The 14,310-nt window shown below is 60.4% G+C and carries 17 protein-coding genes; 6 read left to right on the top strand and 11 right to left on the bottom strand.

Annotation, left to right across the window (positions count from 1 at the left end; genetic code table 11):
* Window positions 1-107: 107 nt before the first annotated feature.
* From SC318_RS04865 to SC318_RS04850, 4 genes are all read right to left on the bottom strand, one after another.
* A complete protein-coding gene (locus tag SC318_RS04865) occupies window positions 108-929 on the bottom strand; it encodes a M48 family metallopeptidase (RefSeq protein WP_306491656.1) in 822 nt (273 codons plus the stop codon).
* A 111-nt stretch (window positions 930-1,040) separates the two neighbouring features.
* On the bottom strand, window positions 1,041-1,661 hold the full coding sequence (locus SC318_RS04860) for an SOS response-associated peptidase (RefSeq protein WP_320429869.1): 621 nt from the start codon (window positions 1,659-1,661) through the stop codon (window positions 1,041-1,043).
* 37 nt (window positions 1,662-1,698) lie between these two features.
* Window positions 1,699-1,959, bottom strand: coding sequence for a putative signal transducing protein (locus tag SC318_RS04855; protein ID WP_320429868.1), 261 nt, complete (start codon window positions 1,957-1,959; stop codon window positions 1,699-1,701).
* A gap of 15 nt (window positions 1,960-1,974) precedes the next feature.
* On the bottom strand, window positions 1,975-2,157 hold the full coding sequence (locus SC318_RS04850) for a CPXCG motif-containing cysteine-rich protein (RefSeq protein WP_124385178.1): 183 nt from the start codon (window positions 2,155-2,157) through the stop codon (window positions 1,975-1,977).
* A gap of 132 nt (window positions 2,158-2,289) precedes the next feature.
* On the opposite strand from SC318_RS04850, the gene SC318_RS04845 reads away from it, so the two are divergent.
* Window positions 2,290-3,453, top strand: coding sequence for a 1-acyl-sn-glycerol-3-phosphate acyltransferase (locus SC318_RS04845; protein ID WP_320429867.1), 1,164 nt, complete (start codon window positions 2,290-2,292; stop codon window positions 3,451-3,453).
* 122 nt (window positions 3,454-3,575) lie between these two features.
* Here SC318_RS04845 and SC318_RS04840 read toward each other — a convergent pair whose 3' ends face one another.
* Window positions 3,576-3,833 carry a hypothetical protein gene (locus SC318_RS04840; RefSeq protein WP_320429866.1) on the bottom strand — a complete coding sequence of 86 codons (258 nt, stop codon included), beginning with the start codon at window positions 3,831-3,833 and terminating at the stop codon, window positions 3,576-3,578.
* A gap of 182 nt (window positions 3,834-4,015) precedes the next feature.
* Between SC318_RS04840 and SC318_RS04835 the strand changes: the two genes are divergently transcribed.
* The gene (locus SC318_RS04835; protein ID WP_306491651.1) at window positions 4,016-4,225 is read left to right on the top strand and encodes a hypothetical protein; all 210 of its coding nucleotides are present in this window, start codon (window positions 4,016-4,018) and stop codon (window positions 4,223-4,225) included.
* Between the two features lie 56 nt (window positions 4,226-4,281).
* Here SC318_RS04835 and SC318_RS04830 read toward each other — a convergent pair whose 3' ends face one another.
* Window positions 4,282-4,866: a YajG family lipoprotein gene (locus tag SC318_RS04830; protein ID WP_057724591.1), complete on the bottom strand. Its 585-nt coding sequence runs from the start codon at window positions 4,864-4,866 to the stop codon at window positions 4,282-4,284.
* Window positions 4,867-5,048: 182 nt separating this feature from the next.
* Between SC318_RS04830 and SC318_RS04825 the strand changes: the two genes are divergently transcribed.
* The gene (locus SC318_RS04825; protein WP_306491650.1) at window positions 5,049-5,282 is read left to right on the top strand and encodes a hypothetical protein; all 234 of its coding nucleotides are present in this window, start codon (window positions 5,049-5,051) and stop codon (window positions 5,280-5,282) included.
* A gap of 698 nt (window positions 5,283-5,980) precedes the next feature.
* Window positions 5,981-7,519 carry a malate dehydrogenase (quinone) gene (gene mqo, locus SC318_RS04820; protein WP_320429865.1) on the top strand — a complete coding sequence of 513 codons (1,539 nt, stop codon included), beginning with the start codon at window positions 5,981-5,983 and terminating at the stop codon, window positions 7,517-7,519.
* Between the two features lie 102 nt (window positions 7,520-7,621).
* Here mqo and SC318_RS04815 read toward each other — a convergent pair whose 3' ends face one another.
* The 3 genes from SC318_RS04815 to SC318_RS04805 form a co-directional block, all read right to left on the bottom strand.
* Entirely contained in the window at window positions 7,622-7,909 is a 288-nt protein-coding gene (locus SC318_RS04815; RefSeq protein ID WP_320429864.1) for a PA4642 family protein, read from the bottom strand.
* A 209-nt stretch (window positions 7,910-8,118) separates the two neighbouring features.
* Window positions 8,119-8,586, bottom strand: a complete 468-nt coding sequence (locus SC318_RS04810; RefSeq protein WP_320429863.1) for a WbuC family cupin fold metalloprotein — start codon at window positions 8,584-8,586, stop codon at window positions 8,119-8,121.
* A 3-nt stretch (window positions 8,587-8,589) separates the two neighbouring features.
* On the bottom strand, window positions 8,590-9,147 hold the full coding sequence (locus SC318_RS04805) for a hypoxanthine-guanine phosphoribosyltransferase (RefSeq protein WP_153838886.1): 558 nt from the start codon (window positions 9,145-9,147) through the stop codon (window positions 8,590-8,592).
* Between the two features lie 163 nt (window positions 9,148-9,310).
* Between SC318_RS04805 and upp the strand changes: the two genes are divergently transcribed.
* Window positions 9,311-9,949, top strand: a complete 639-nt coding sequence (gene upp / locus SC318_RS04800; RefSeq protein WP_003188608.1) for a uracil phosphoribosyltransferase — start codon at window positions 9,311-9,313, stop codon at window positions 9,947-9,949.
* 2 nt (window positions 9,950-9,951) lie between these two features.
* Window positions 9,952-11,226 (top strand): uracil-xanthine permease family protein, encoded by a 1,275-nt coding sequence (locus SC318_RS04795; protein ID WP_017138224.1) that lies wholly within the window; start codon window positions 9,952-9,954, stop codon window positions 11,224-11,226.
* Between the two features lie 469 nt (window positions 11,227-11,695).
* Here SC318_RS04795 and hisC read toward each other — a convergent pair whose 3' ends face one another.
* Window positions 11,696-12,748 carry a histidinol-phosphate transaminase gene (hisC, locus tag SC318_RS04790; RefSeq protein ID WP_320429862.1) on the bottom strand — a complete coding sequence of 351 codons (1,053 nt, stop codon included), beginning with the start codon at window positions 12,746-12,748 and terminating at the stop codon, window positions 11,696-11,698.
* Between the two features lie 3 nt (window positions 12,749-12,751).
* Complete coding sequence (hisD, locus tag SC318_RS04785) at window positions 12,752-14,071, bottom strand: histidinol dehydrogenase (RefSeq protein WP_320429861.1); 1,320 nt, start codon at window positions 14,069-14,071, stop codon at window positions 12,752-12,754.
* Between the last annotated feature and the right edge of the window lie 239 nt (window positions 14,072-14,310).

Genomic DNA, 14,310 nt, shown 5'->3' with positions numbered 1-14,310 from the left:
TGAGAGGGGGCTTGCTCCCGATAGCGGTGTCTCAGTCAGTACATCTGCTGACTGACACGCCGCTATCGGGGGCAAGCCCCCTCCCACATTTTGATCTCAGTCAGGCTTCAGGATTTTTTGGCCTGCTGGTAGAGCGGCATCACCTTCGGAATTGCCGCCTGCAACGAGGCGATACGGCTGTCCGAAGCCGGGTGGGTGCTCATGAACTCCGGCGGCGCGCCTTCCGAGGCCTTGGCCATCTTGTTCCACAGCGTGATCGCCGCATTCGGGTTGTAACCGGCGCGGGCGGCCAGCTCCAGGCCGATCAGGTCGGCTTCGTTCTCATTGCTGCGGCTGTTGGGCAAGGTCATGCCGTAGTTGGCCACGGTATCGGCCAATGCCAGGCTGTCCTGGCCCAGGCCGAACAACGCACCGGCGCCCTGCTTGGCCATTTCGATGCCGTAGGCCTTGGACATGGCTTCGCGGCCGTGTTCACGCAAGGCGTGGGCGATTTCATGGCCCATTACCGCAGCCAGTTCGTCATCGGTGAGCTTGAGGTTGTCGATCAATGCGCTGTACACAAGGATCTTGCCGCCCGGCCCGCAGTTGGCGTTCATCTCATCGCTCTTGATCAGGTTCACTTCCCACTGCCATTGCGCCGCATCCGGGCGGAAGGTGGGCGCCTGGGCAATCAGGCGCTTGGCGATGGCCTGCACGCGCTTGGCGTTGGCGCTGGTTTTATCCACCAGGCCTTTGCCACTGGCTTCGCCCAGGGTCTGCTGGTAGGACTGGGCGTACATCTGGTCGACTTCCTGGCTCGACAGCATGCTGAACATGTACTGCTTGCGCTCAACCCCAACCGCGCCGCCGCTGGTGGTGTTGACCGACTGACACCCGGCCAGCAGCATCGCTGCGACCAACCCGCTTACCGCCAATGACTTCTTAATCATGAACACTCTCCCTGAAAACATGGCGCGTATCGTAGGCGCACATTTGTATCAGCGCCAGATACATCAGAGGTTTAAGTGCTTAATTTCGGACGCATCTCACAACCCTCCGGCTCAAGCCGGGGTGAGGCACTCCGGCCCATTGAGCTTGGGATCGTTGACCATGTTGGCCAGCACCCGCTCGCGCAACGCGGTGGGCTCACTGGCCAGAAGGCTTTGCAGTACCGGCAGCGGCGTTTCGGGATTGAGCCAAGCGGCTTGCCCTGCCTCATCCAGGATCAACGGTCGACGCTGAGCCTGCGCAGCCTGGGTGACCACAGCGGTACTCAACCACACCTGTTCCTGCACCGGATACGCTTCCCAGATCGCCGCGAAAAACAACGTGGAGCCCTCTCCCGGCGTCAGCCAGTACGGGCGTTTGCGCTGGGTGCCGCGCCATTCGTAAAAGCCGTTGGCCGGCAGCAGGCACCGGCGCTGGCGGAATGCTTCGCGAAACATCGGTTGCTCGGCCAGGGTTTCGGCGCGGGCATGGGCCGGTGTACGGGACAGGTCGGTGAGCCAGGGCGGCGTCAGACCCCAACGTGCGCGCGCCAGGGTCAGTTGGCCATCGGTGGTGCGCTGGATCAGCACCGAATCATTCGGGGAAATATTCCACTGGGCTTTCTGGTCGGCCGGAAAACCCGGCAGGGCAGCAAACGCGGGGTTCCAGCGAAACAGGGCATAACGTCCACACATGGGGCAACACGACTCTTGGGGTAAACCGACCGACAGCCTAACAGACCAATACGTCGGGGAAGCTGTCGGGTTCGTCGCCGGGCAAGGGTTGCGCGTCGTTATAGGCGGTGATGAGCGAGCGGGCACAGGCAGCCTGGTCATTATCGACCTCCAGCCCCAGCAAGCCGAAAATCGGCAGCTCACCCGTGCCACCGAGCAAATGGCGCCCCACCAGGTGCGCTTCGATCCCTTCGCTGGCAAGCATCTGTTGCAGCAACTCGCCTTCCATGAGGTTTTCCGGTTCGTAGATTCGCTGCATGGAAGTACCCGTTGTTTATTCGTTCTCGCTGCGGGTTTCGAGCATCCACTCGTCACCATCGACCTGCAGACTGAAAGTGATCGGTTTGCAGCACACCTGGCAGTCTTCTATATAAACCTGATCACCGCCGGACAAATCCACCGTCGTCTCAACCGCTTCACCACAATAAGGACAATCGTACAGCGCAGATTCCAGCATCGCAGTCTCCCGAGTGACTTGTGCGTATAATCGCCGGTCTATTTACAGGGCTATTTCCGGCCAGGCCAATTACCTGGACCGCACCCTGGTATTTCCTTTACTTACCCTAGCCGTTTCTAACAAGAGAGCATGATGGGCGAATTCGATACCATCCGACCTTACAATGACAGCGAAGTCCCGGCAGTGCTGGACCGGCTGTTCAGTGACAAGGCCTTTCTGGACATCCTGACCCACTTCCGCTTCCCGCGTTTTGCCGGCACGCTGGGCTGGCTCCTCAAGCCGATGATCGCACGCAAGCTGCGCCGTGAATTCGCCGGCGTCACCACCGTGGCGACGCTGCAGGATAAAGTCGAGTACTACGTCGACCATACCATCGACCGCGCGACTGACGGCGTGACCTATACCGGCGTCGAGCAACTGAAGTCCGGCAGCGCCTACCTGTTTCTGGCCAACCACCGCGACATCGTGATGGACCCGGCCTTCGTCAACTACGCCGTCTACCATGCCGGCCTGCCGACGCCGCGCATCGCCATCGGTGACAACCTGCTGCAAAAGCCGTTTGTCAGCGACCTGATGCGCCTGAACAAGAGCTTCATCGTGCACCGCTCGATCACCGGGCGAAAGGAAAAGATGGCGGCCTACCAGTTGCTGTCGGCCTACATCAACCATTCGATCCGCAACGACTGCCAGTCCATCTGGATCGCCCAGGCCGAAGGCCGGGCAAAGGATGGGGATGATCGCACCGAGTCGGCGATCCTCAAGATGTTTCACGTCAGCCGCAAGGACGAGCCGTTCGCCGAAGTCATCCAGTCGTTGAACCTGACGCCGGTGTCGATCAGCTATGAGTATGACCCGTGCGACGCCGCCAAGGCCCGGGAGTTGTACATCCGCGCCACCACCGGCACCTACAGCAAGGCACCGGGCGAGGATGACGTAAGCATTGCGCTGGGCATCACCGGTTACAAAGGCCGGGTGCACGTGAACTTCGCGCCGCCGATTACCGAGCGCTTCGAAGACACCAAGCTGCTGGCGGCCGAAATGGACCGGCAGATCCTGGGCGGTTATCGCTTGTTTCCGGTGCACTACCTGGCGTATGCCCAGTGGAACGACGCCGACCCGCAACTTGAAGTGCCCAAGGCTGCGGACCTATTCCCGGCCGATGAGCTGGCCAAGGCCAAGGCGGAGTGGGAGCGGCGCTTGAACGAGTGCCCGTCCGAGCACCGTCCGTACCTGGTGGTGCAATATGCGACGCCGGTGCGTAATCAGTATCGGGTCAAGGCCGGAATTGCGTTGTAAAAACACCGGCCAAACAATGTGGGAGGGGGCTTGCCCCGATAGCGGTGGGTCAGCCAGTGGATATGTTGACTGGAACACCGTCATCGGGGGCAAGCCCCTCCCACATTTTGCTCCGGTGTTCTTTAAAGGTGGGTGCTGAGCCAGGATAGAACCAGCGCCAGCCCCAGGCCGGCGAACCCGACGCGGTAAGCCTGGCGATACGCCCGTTCGGTGCGCGTATCCAGAAACAGCATCGGCTGGTCAATGGCCCGTTCCTCGCTGCGCACGGCCAGATCGGCCATCGCACGTTGCGCACGCAGGCGGGTGATGAACAGCACTACGGCGCCCGAGCAGGCAGTCAGTAGGGCAACAGCATTGATGAGCAGTGCGGGCCACGCCATCGCAAACCTCGGCGGAACAGTATTCGGGTATCGATTCAGATACAAAGCTGAACGATAGTGGCTTCCTGCGCCTTTAATGCTCCCTCCCCGTTGACGGCTAATGTATCCAGTAATTTACAGCGTCACCTGAACGTCACCTTAACAAGCCACTCTGTTGCCCTTCGACGCTTGAGGAGCTTGTCATGTTGCATGCGCAGAACCAGGATCGGCTGTATCTGATCGCCCAGAGCGACGAGCAGGAGGCATTGATCGGCAGCCTCGCGTTCAACGTCCAGGACCGCCATTGGCTGGTGTATTGCGCCCTCGCCGGACAGCCGCACGCCGACCTGCCGGAACTGGATCTATTCACTGGCGTGAGCATGCTGGATTTTTATGTCGACACAGCGGCGTGAAAATCGCAGGCATAAAAAAACCGGGCTCATCACTGAGCCCGGTTTTTTTGAACAGCTTATTGCGAGCTGAGCAACTGGCCGATGCTTGGGTCCTTGAACAGACGGGTCAATGCATCGCTGAGCACGTCGCTGACCAGCTTGGTGTTGGTTTCCTGGTTCGGCGACATGCCGAAGCGCTGGTTCAGGGAGGCCGCATAGCGGCCGCTGTAGCGACGGGTACCGGCGCTGACGTCGGACTTGAACGTCGCGCCGATGGACGCCTCGGTCACATACAGGCCTTCCTTGGGCGACTGGTATTTCAGTTCAGCCAGGGTCACGGTCAATTGCGGCGCACCTGGCGAGTTGGTGGGGGTGAAGCCCAGCAAGCGCACCGCGGCTTCAGCCTGGGCCTGCAGCTTGGGCAGCACGTCCTGGCCAGTCACCGAAATCAGCGCGGTCTCCGGGTACAGGCCGCCACGCGAACCGAGGGTAGGCGACGGACGGCCGTCCACCACACGCACCGACACAGGCTGGCCATGACCGACCGGGGCCAGTTGCGCCGTGACTTTGGGTTGCGGGCTGAGTTGTTGCGGGCTGTTGGCGCAGCCAACCAAAGCCAAACTGGTCACAGTGATCAAACCGAACAACAGGCGTTGCAACATACTCATTTCTCCAGGACTAGGCGCAGACAGGCGGCCAGTATAACGGTGCACGCGCATCACTCACCAGCAATCCTGAACCGCAGCTGAAGGCATGGGCAAATTACAATTTCACATAAAATCGTCATTCCAATGTCATGGCAGACTGAGAACCTTCAAGCATGTAACGCAACCGGTACACAGCCATGCGCCTTCTCAAGTCATTGTTCCTGTCACACCCCCGTCATCGCCACTTTGCCCTGCTCGATGCCCACGGCCACTGCCTGGCATTCAAGCAATGCAGCTCGCCGCCCGTCGGTGAAGGCTGGGTGGAAGTCGCGGAGACACACCTGGGCTGGATGCACCGCCCGCTACCGGCCAGCGCCAGGGTCAGCCCCCAGTTTGTACGCGCACAATCGCGACAAGCGTTGGCCTCCTGACCAGCGCACTAATAAAAGTCATAAAACACGCCCATTTCCCCGGCGTTCTTCGCTACAATCTCCCCCCGATTATAAGGACGTCTCCTGATCGGGCCCCGCAGCATCGTTATTGCCTCGGCATTAACCCCCCAATCGCCCACAGAGAGCCGCCCACACAGATCGAGTGAAGCTGGCGTGCTTGCTGTTTCCTTTGCAAACCACCCGTCTTTATCGAATCTGCCAGAGCTGCCATTGCGCTCGGCCACTTGAGTTTTTTGCCCGTTTCGCGGGCCAGGTGCCAAGCTGGGCAGCCCTTTTTTGAGGTTCACGTCTTCAAAAGAGCGTGAAAAAACGGGTTTTCACAACTTCACAAGAGTGTGGCGAGCAAATGAATAGTTTTGCGTTTACAAGCACCATCAGCGTCTGGAACAGCCCAACACAGGACCGAGTACTCCTCAACAACCGGAGCTTGAGCCTGTCCGCTACGGATTGATTGCACGGATCGCACGCGTTGACCATAAGTCGAATTGCCACAGGCGCCCATGAATGCGTTCATAGGCAGACTCGCCGGGCAGGAAGCGTGCGCTGAAGTTGCAAGGAATTGCGAAACGGACATGGCGATCCTGGCCATGGGTAACCTGGGGCAACACGTGAACCGCCCCGTCACTCCTGGCAGCCATGCCGTCAATTTGGTGCTGCAGATTTTGGAGACGCGTTAAATGGCGCATAACGAAGCAGTCGACGTAGTTCTGGTAGGGGCCGGCATCATGAGTGCCACCCTGGCCGTACTGCTCAAGGAGCTCGACCCCGGCCTCAAGCTGGAAGTCGTTGAGCTGATGGATTCGGGTGCCGCGGAGAGTTCCAACCCGTGGAACAACGCAGGTACCGGCCACGCCGGGCTGTGTGAGCTGAACTACACGCCGCAGGCCGCCGATGGCTCCATCGACATCAAGAAAGCGGTGCACATCAACACCCAGTTCGAGGTGTCGAAGCAGTTCTGGGCGTACCTGACCAAAAAAGGCACCTTTGGCTCGTCCAAGTCCTTTATCAGCCCGGTTCCGCACCTGAGTTTCGTGCAGGGCGACAACGGCGTTGCCTTCCTCAAGAAGCGTTTTGAAACCCTCAGCCAGCACCATGCATTTTCGGACATGCACTACACCGAAGACCGCAGCGAGATGGCCGAGTGGATGCCGCTGATGATGCCGGGCCGCCCGCTGGACGAAAAAATCGCCGCGACCCGTGTGATGAACGGTACTGACGTCAACTTCGGCGCCCTGACCAACCAGCTGCTCAACCACCTGACCAGTTCGGCGCACGCCCAGGTCAAGTACTGCAAGCGCGTTACCGGCCTCAAGCGCAATGGCGCTGGTTGGACCGTGAGCATCAAGGACGTCAACAGCGGCAACAGCCGCGAAGTGGATGCCAGGTTCGTTTTCCTCGGCGCCGGCGGTGCGGCACTGCCGTTGCTGCAGGCTTCGGGCATCGAAGAAAGCAAAGGCTTCGGCGGTTTCCCGGTCAGCGGCCAGTGGCTGCGTTGCGATAACCCGGAAGTGGTCAAGCAGCATCAGGCCAAGGTGTACAGCCAGGCTGCGGTGGGTTCGCCACCGATGTCGGTGCCGCACCTGGACACCCGCGTAGTCGATGGCAAGAAGTCCCTGCTGTTCGGGCCATACGCCGGGTTCACCACCAAGTTCCTCAAGCACGGCTCGTTCCTGGACCTGCCGATGTCGATTCGCGCCGGCAACATCGGCCCGATGCTTGCCGTGGCTCGCGACAACATGGACCTGACCAAGTACCTGGTCAGCGAAGTGCGCCAGTCCATGGAGCAGCGCCTGGAATCCCTGCGCCGCTTCTACCCTGAGGCGAAAGCCGAAGACTGGCGCCTGGAAGTGGCCGGCCAACGGGTGCAGATCATCAAGAAAGACCCGAAGAAAGGCGGTGTACTGCAGTTTGGCACTGAGCTTGTGGCTGCAAAAGACGGTTCGCTGGCGGCGTTGCTGGGCGCCTCGCCGGGCGCTTCGGTGACGGTGTCGATCATGCTGGAGCTGATCGAGCGCTGCTTCCCGGAGAAAGCTGCCGGCGAATGGGCGGCCAAGCTGCACGAGATCTTCCCGGCACGCGAGAAAGTGCTGGAGACGGATGCCGAGCTGTATCGCAGGATCAATACGCAGAACAACATCAGCCTGGAGCTGGTGGACCCTGCAGGAGCAAGCTCGCTCGCGAAAAACGATAACGATGGCGCAGCGCATCTGGTTTGACGCGGAACTCTCAGGTTCTTCGCGAGCAAGCTCGCTCCTACCGTTAAAAGCGAAACGCCCCGGACTCTTATGAGGCCGGGGCGTTTTTTATGGCTCGAATAATCAGCTGCGGGCTTTGTCGATCAGCTCGATGTACTCGGCGGCGTTGCGCTGGTCCTTGATCAGCTCGACGAAGGTCTGGCCATGCTCATCCTTGCCATCCAGGTCCAGGCCGGCTTCCTTGAAGAATCCCAGGAAACGCTCGAAGTCGTCGATACGCAGGCCACGATAGGCCTTGATCAGTTTGTGCAGGGAGGGAGAAGTCGCATCCACCGGCTCGAAGTTCAGGAACAACTTGATCTGGTCGTCGCCGATCTCGTCACCGATCACCTGTTTTTTATCTTTACGCATTACCGACTCCAGCCTGCAGACATTGATACGGGGTTTGAAGTCTACCTGTGGTGCACAGGCTTCGAAAGCGTTGAAGAGTCCATGTGGGAGGGGCTTGCTCCCGATAGCGGGGCGTCAGTCACAGATGCATTCACTGAGCGGTCGCCATCGGGAGCAAGCCCCCTCCCACACTTTGATCTTCTGCGTTCAGGCTAGCGCAGCACTGCAGCTCAATCGAACTGAGCGAGCATCCAGCGCTGGTAGTCGGCCACACCGGCCTCGCCTTCGCGCGGCGCCCAATCGGCCAGCTCACCCTCGCCCACCGGCCGATAGGGCCCGGCCTTGCATTCGAACATCACCGTGTTTGGCTCAAGCACCACCAGGCCATGGAACACACCCGGCGGCAGATCGACGCCCGCACACTCGCCCCCCGCCTGCATGACGCGCTTGGCGATGACTTCACCGGTGTCGCTGAAGATCAGCAAGCCCAATCGTCCCTGGAGCACCAGCAAGGTTTCGGCCTTGTCCGCGCTCAGGTGGCGATGCGGCGGCACATAGGTACTCGGTTGCAGGGCCACCGCGAGGCGATGACACGGCTCTTCCATCTGGTGGAAGTTGTGATGGTAGCGGCCACGGGGGCTGTCGCCCGCTTTCTCGGCCAATTCTGCAAATAAGGTCTGATCAAGAAAGCGGGCCATCGATTACATTCCTTTAACGGCGTAGATGCCATTGGCATTACGCCAGTAGCCTTTGTAGTCCATGCCATAACCGAAGATATAGCGATCGACGCACGGCAGACCGACGAAATCGGCTTTGAGTTCGGGGCGAGCCTTGCGGTCGTGGTCTTTGTCGATCAGCACGGCGGTGTGCACTTTGCGCGCGCCGGCGTGTTTGCAGAAGTCGATGATCGCGCCCAGGGTGTGCCCTTCGTCGAGGATGTCATCGATGATCAGCACGTCACGGTCGATAAACGACACTTCCGGCTTGGCCTTCCAGAACAGGTCGCCGCCACTGGTTTCGTTGCGATAGCGGGTAGCGTGCAGGTAGGAAGCTTCCAGCGGGAACTGCAGGTGGGTGAGCAATTTGCCGGCGAAGATCAGGCCACCGTTCATCACGCAGAAGACCACCGGATTGGTGTCGGCCATTTCGCGGGTGATGTGCTCGCCGACCTTGGCGATCGCTGCTTCGACTTGCGCTTCGGTGTACAGGCAGTCAGCCTCGTGCATGATTTGACGGATATGCTCGAGATCAGCGGACATGGCGCTCTCCAAGGGGTGCTGTGGCAAGAAAAGCGGGCGAAGGTACGCTTCTCGTGCGCTCCAATCAAGCCTTTATGGACTAACGTACTTGATGTCTATAGGACAACACTCTCGGATAGATTAATCTAGGCCGGTTTTTTTGCCCGCCGCCGGAGCCTTTCCCATGCCCACTCGCGAGATCCGCCACCCGCTGATCCGACACAAACTCGGCCTTATGCGCCGTGCCGACATCAGCACCAAGAATTTCCGTGAGCTTGCTCAGGAAGTCGGAGCGCTGCTCACTTACGAAGCCACCAAGGATTTACCCCTGGAAACCTACGAGATCCCCGGTTGGGCCGGTCCCGTACAAGTCGAGAAAATCGCCGGTAAGAAAATTACCGTGGTACCGATCCTGCGTGCCGGCATCGGCATGCTTGAAGGCGTACTCAGCCTGATCCCGGGCGCCAAGGTCAGCGCCGTTGGCGTGGCCCGCAACGAGGAAACCCTGCAGGCTCACACCTACCTGGAAAAACTCGTCCCGGAAATCAACGAGCGCCTGGCCATGATCATCGACCCGATGCTGGCCACCGGCAGTTCCATGGTCGCCACCATCGACCTGCTGAAAAAAGCCGGCTGCCGCGACATCCGCGCCATGGTGCTGGTTGCCGCGCCCGAAGGTATCGCAGCGGTCGAGAAAGCGCACCCTGACGTGCAGATCTACACCGCCTCGATCGACGAGCGCCTGAACGAACACGGCTACATCATCCCAGGCCTGGGCGATGCCGGTGACAAGATCTTCGGCACCAAGCAGAAGGACGCCTGAGCATGCAGGATGAATTCAACGACCCGCTTTGGCGCCAGATCCTGTCTGGCGCACAAATGCTCTTCGTAGCATTTGGCGCGTTGGTGTTGATGCCGCTGATCACAGGTCTTGATCCAAACGTCGCACTGTTCACCGCTGGCCTGGGCACGTTGCTGTTCCAGGTGGTGACCGGGCGACAGGTGCCGGTGTTCCTGGCATCGAGCTTTGCCTTCATCACCCCGATCATTCTCGCCAAGGGCCAGTTCGGCCTGGCCGCGACCATGGGCGGGGTGATGGCAGCGGGTTTCGTCTATACCTTCCTGGGCCTTGCCGTGAAGGTCAAAGGCACCGGTTTTATCGACCGACTGCTGCCGCCGGTGGTGATCGGCCCGGTGATCATTTCCATCGGCCTGGCCATGGCGCCGATTGCCGCCAATATGGCGATGGGCAAAGCCGGTGATGGCAGCGAGCTGATTCATTACCAGACAGCCATGCTGATCTCCATGCCCGCGCTGCTGACCACCTTGATCGTCGCGGTGTTCGGCAAGGGCATCTTCCGCCTGGTGCCGATTATCTCCGGCGTGCTGGTGGGTTTTGCCATGTCGTTCTACTTTGGCGTGGTCGACACCGCCAAGATCGCCGCCGCACCGTGGTTCGCCCTGCCCCACTTCACCGCGCCGGAGTTCAACTGGCAGGCGATCCTGTTTATCGTACCGGTGGCCCTGGCCCCTGCGATCGAACACATTGGCGGCGTGATTGCGGTCGGCAGCGTGACCGGGCGCGACTACCTGAAGAAACCCGGCCTGCACCGCACGCTGCTGGGTGACGGGATTGCCACCACGGCCGCAGGCCTGTTCGGCGGCCCCCCGAACACCACCTACGCCGAAGTGACGGGTGCGGTGATGCTGACCAAGAACTACAACCCGAAAATCATGACCTGGGCTGCGGTGTTTGCCATCAGCCTGGCGTTTATCGGCAAGTTCGGCGCACTGCTGCAGAGCATTCCAGTGCCGGTGATGGGCGGGATCCTGTGCCTGCTGTTCGGCTCGATTGCAGCGGTGGGGATGAACACGCTGATTCGCCACAAGATCGACCTGGGTGAAGCGCGCAATCTGGTGATTGTGTCGGTGACCCTGGTATTCGGAATTGGCGGCGTGCTGGTGGGTACCGGCACCGGCCCGGATGATTTCGGCCTTAAGGGCATCGCCCTGTGCGCGGTGGTAGCGATTGGTTTGAACCTGCTGCTGCCGGGCAACGATGGCTGGAAGAACAAAAAGCCCGATGAACCGCTGATCTAACGGTCAACGCAAAACCAATGTGGGAGGGGGCTTGCCCCCGATAGCGCCGTGTCAGTCACTGATGTATCGACTGAGACACCGCCATCGGGGGCAAGCCCCCTCCCACATTTTTTTGATCTTCAGTGTGGCTTAAAGCTCGCCAAACCCATCAATCAGCTCCAGGTTCTGCTGCGGCGTACTGGCCGGAGACGCTACTCGAACCAACACCGCAGAACCCAATGTGGGAGCAACTGTCTTATTGGACTCAATTCAGAAGTCATGTTGATCGTTCCCGCGCTCTGCGTGGGAATGCCTCCTGAGACGCTCCGCGTCTCGCCAACCGCGGCGAATTTCGATTACTGTGCACAGGCGACGCAGAGCGTCACGGGCTACATTCCCACGCGGGAGCGTGGGAACGATCATCGAAGCAACGCTGCAAAACAATGTGGGGGCTTGCCCCCTCCCACATTTTTTTGATCTTCAGTGTGGCTTAGAGCTCGCCAAGCCCATCGATCAGCGCCTGGTTCTGCTCCGGCGTACCGATGCTGATCCGCAGGAACTGAGCAATCCGCTCTTGCTTGAAGTGCCGCACGATCACCCCTTGCTCACGCAGTTTGGCCGCGAGGCCAGCAGCGTCGTGCCGTGGATGGCGCGCGAAGATGAAGTTGGCCGCTGACGGCAACACCTCAAACCCTTTGCCTTCCAGTTGCGCGACGAGCTTGTCGCGGCTGTCGATCACCCGTTGGCAGGTTTTCTCGAAATACTCACGGTCCTCGAACGCCGCCGCCGCACCGACAATCGCCAGCCGATCCAGCGGATAGGAGTTGAAGCTGTTCTTGACTCGCTCCAGCGCTTCGATCAGGTCCGGGTGACCTACCGCCAACCCGACGCGTAGCCCGGCCAGTGAGCGCGACTTGGACAGGGTCTGCGTCACCAGCAGGTTCGGGTAGCGATCCACCAGGCTGATGGCGGTTTCGCCACCGAAGTCGATATAGGCTTCATCGACCACCACCACCGAGTCCGGGCTGGCCTTGAGGATCTGCTCCACCGCGTCCAGCGCCAGCACGCAGCCAGTCGGCGCGTTCGGGTTGGGGAAGATGATCCCGCCATTGGGCCGCGCATAGTCAGCCACGCGAATCTGGAAGCGCTCGTCCAACGGCACGGCGTCGAAGGTGATGCCGTAGAGGCCGCAGTACACCGGATAGAAGCTGTAGCTGATGTCCGGAAACAGCAGCGGCAGGTCATGCTGGAACAAGCCGTAAAAAATGTGCGCCAGGACTTCGTCGGAACCGTTGCCGAGGAATACCTTGCCCGCATCGATCCCGTAATAGCTGGCCACGGCCTGCTTGAGCAGGTCGCTGTTCGGGTCCGGGTACAGACGCAGGTTGTCGTTCAATTCGGCCTGCATTGCCGCCAGCGCCTTAGGCGATGGGCCGTAGGGGTTTTCGTTGGTGTTGAGCTTGACCAGTTTGGTCAGTTTCGGCTGTTCACCGGGTACGTAAGGCACGAGGTCCTTGACGAAAGGGCTCCAGAATTTGCTCATGCCTCATTTCCCCTCTTCAAGAATGCGGTATTCAGCGCTGCGCGCGTGGGCGCTCAGCGACTCGCCGCGGGCCAGCACCGAGGCGGTCTTGCCCAGTTCGGACGCGCCCTGGGGCGAACAGAAGATGATCGACGAACGCTTCTGGAAGTCATACACCCCCAGCGGCGATGAAAAACGCGCGGTGCCGGAGGTCGGCAGCACGTGATTGGGGCCGGCGCAGTAGTCGCCCAGGGCTTCACTGGTGTGACGGCCCATGAAGATCGCACCGGCATGACGGATCGATGGCAGCCAGGCTTGTGGGTCGGCAACAGACAACTCCAGGTGCTCCGGCGCGATACGGTTGGCCACTTCGATGGCTTGCTCCATGTCGCTGACCAGAATCAGCGCGCCACGGCCATTGATCGATTTCTCGATGATCTCGGCGCGCTCCATGGTCGGCAACAGCTTATCGATGCTGGCGGCGACCTGATCGAGGAACGCAGCATCGGGGCTGACCAGGATCGCCTGGGCGTCTTCGTCGTGCTCGGCCTGGGAAAACAGGTCCATGGCGATCCAGTCCGGATCGGTCTGGCCGTCACACACCACGAGGATTTCCGAGGGGCCGGCGATCATGTCGATGCCGACCTGGCCAAACACGTGACGCTTGGCGGTGGCGACGTAGATATTGCCCGGACCCACCACTTTGTCGACCTTCGGCACGCTTTCGGTGCCATAGGCCAGCGCGGCAACCGCTTGGGCGCCACCGATGGTGAATACCCGGTCGACCCCGGCGATGCAGGCCGCAGCCAGCACCAGCTCGTTGATTTCGCCACGAGGGGTCGGCACCACCATGACCACTTCGGTCACGCCAGCCACTTTGGCTGGAATCGCGTTCATCAATACCGACGACGGGTACGAGGCTTTGCCGCCCGGAACGTAGAGGCCGGCGCGGTCCAGCGGCGTGACCTTCTGGCCCAGCACGGTGCCGTCGGCCTCGGTGTAGCTCCAGGAATCCTGCTTCTGTTTTTCGTGATAGCTGCGCACCCGCGCCGCCGCCACTTCCAGGGCTTCACGCTGGGGCGCAGTGATGCGCGTCAGGGCCAGCTCCAGACGTTCGCGGGGCAGAATCAGGTCCGCCATGGACTGCACGTCCAGGCCGTCGAACTGACGGGTGAAATCCACCAGTGCCGCGTCGCCGCGCTCGCGCACGGCTTTGATGATGTCGAGCACCCGCTGGTTGACCGAGTCGTCGGACACGCTTTCCCAGCTCAGCAGATGATCCAGATGATGGGCGAAATCCGGGTCGGCAGCGTTGAGTCGGGCAATTGCAGTGGACGTAGTCATAGCGAGGGCCTCAATAGAATTGGCAAAAACTCAGGCGCCCGAAGGTGCGCTGACGTTCAATAACGAAGCGCGTTGGTACTGTGGTCGCGCCAGGCAAGGCGCGGGACGCTGGTAAGGGTTGTTTCCTTACCAAGTCCCGCAACGCAGCATGGCGCGACCACAGTGCCAACCCGCAGGGCCTTACCTCAAAAGGCAGGCTGCTACGCGGCGCTAATGATGGAAAAAGAATCTTCTACTAA

The organism is Pseudomonas sp. MUP55, from assembly GCF_034043515.1.
Taxonomy (GTDB): domain Bacteria; phylum Pseudomonadota; class Gammaproteobacteria; order Pseudomonadales; family Pseudomonadaceae; genus Aquipseudomonas.
Note: the sequence above shows the minus strand (reverse complement) of the source record. Positions and strands in the feature narration are given on the sequence as shown.